General features: G+C 40.5%; 1 protein-coding gene. It reads left to right on the top strand.

Annotated features, from left to right (window positions below; all coding sequences use genetic code 11):
• Positions 1 to 1,131: 1,131 nt before the first annotated feature.
• The gene (locus E1297_RS02135; RefSeq protein WP_155133311.1) at positions 1,132 to 1,608 is read left to right on the top strand and encodes a YbaK/EbsC family protein; all 477 of its coding nucleotides are present in this window, start codon (positions 1,132 to 1,134) and stop codon (positions 1,606 to 1,608) included.
• Positions 1,609 to 1,729: the final 121 nt, after the last annotated feature.

A 1,729-nucleotide genomic window follows, 5' to 3' on the forward strand; every position in this document is an offset into this window, starting at 1 on the left:
TGTCCGGAAACAGGGACGAACTCCACGTTCAAATGGAATTGCTATGACGTAAAATCTTTCTGCTATTTAACAATTAGGACGTATTTTATTGTATTATGTTGTGCCATATTATTATGTAAATGCGGATATTAATCACGAATTGGCGATCTTTTTCACTTATAAAGATGCCATGAATACGTAGCTAGAGGTAAAGCTAGGTCAGCTTTTCGATACCGAGTATTGTGATCGTAGTGAAGGCCGTCACAATATGGAAGCGGGCAGGTATAAGCGGTCGCTGCATCCAAAAGCGGATGAGTTGCAGGTGTAGATATCGAAGCTGGATCACCAGACATTTGAGATTACGCTCGGTGAGCGCAACCAGCGGGGGTAGATCAGCTACATGGATGTGTTAATGAAATTATATCTAGTAGGCGTTTCGACTGGAGCGTTGAGTACCTTGCGCAAGCGTTATCACCGCTTTGACAGTCATGTGCGCGAGCACAAGCTCGATGTCTAACCTGAAAAGGAAATTCTATTTCATAAAATAAATGGTGGCACTTCATTGAAGGCTAACAATCTTATCTATAACTTAACGGGATTACGGTGAAGCGGGCATGAGATGAAGATATTACAATGTGCCATTAACTGAAGGCAATTCGATGGTATACTAAGGATACACTAGGGATCTGCGCGGGCGTCAAATAGGACGAACCTTGTAGCTCGGGCCTCTTGCCTCATCTCTTCGGTTTTTGTCTACAGATACGTGACGTGGATCTTCTTCGTACAACCTCTGGAGCATGATGGATAGCTTTGATGAATACTCAATGGAGTGCCCGCAGAAGCGCTTCGAAAATGTTGCCGAAAAGTTTAGACGAACAACCCATTGGAATGGATTGTGAAAGAGATTCGGCAGTTCAAAATGCGTGATCGAAGCAGTTCCGGACGCACGGTCATTCCTGAGCTAGGCCGTAGCCTCGTTTACAATTATTAAAGCCGACGATTGGTCGCACTGAAAACAGCTGAATGTGACTACAGTTTAACATAAGTGAGATATTCCAAAATAATTCATTATGAGAAAGAAATATTTATGAAATTGCTACACTGCATCTGCAAATATTAATAACCTCTACACTTAGCCAGGGGAATAAAAAAATGACATGCACTACGAAAATATTTGAACTTTTGAACAACGCGAAAATTACATATGAATTAATAAAACATGATGCTGAGGGACAGACTGAAGCCGCAAGCAAACTCCGCGGGAACCATCTAAATGAGGCTGCTAAGTCACTAGTAATTGAAGCAGGACAACGCAGAGATATTAAATTTGAATATTATTTGATTGTTCTGCCTGGCGACAAGAGAGTAAACTTCAAATTAATTAAAAGAATTTTAGATGTTCAAAGATTACAATTTGCATCCGAGGATAAATTATTTGAACTTACTGAATGTGAAAAGGGTGCAGTACCCCCGTTCTCATTTCATGAAGATCTCAAAATAATTGTCGATCTTGATTTGAAGAAAAGTGATCGAATCGTATTTAATGCCGGTATATTGGATTTATCAGTATCTATACCGACCAAAAATTATTTTGAAATAATTAATTACACTTTTGGATATGAGACCTAATATAGGGGGCTTTGTCGCAAATTTTGCGGGCGAGGTAAACTGGAATATACGGCGGCGTTGGTTTGGAATGTTTCGAAGTCGTGGCGTTGATCGGCGTTGTTGCACAATTTGGTTTCGTGCC

This window comes from Roseibium sp. RKSG952, from assembly GCF_009711355.1.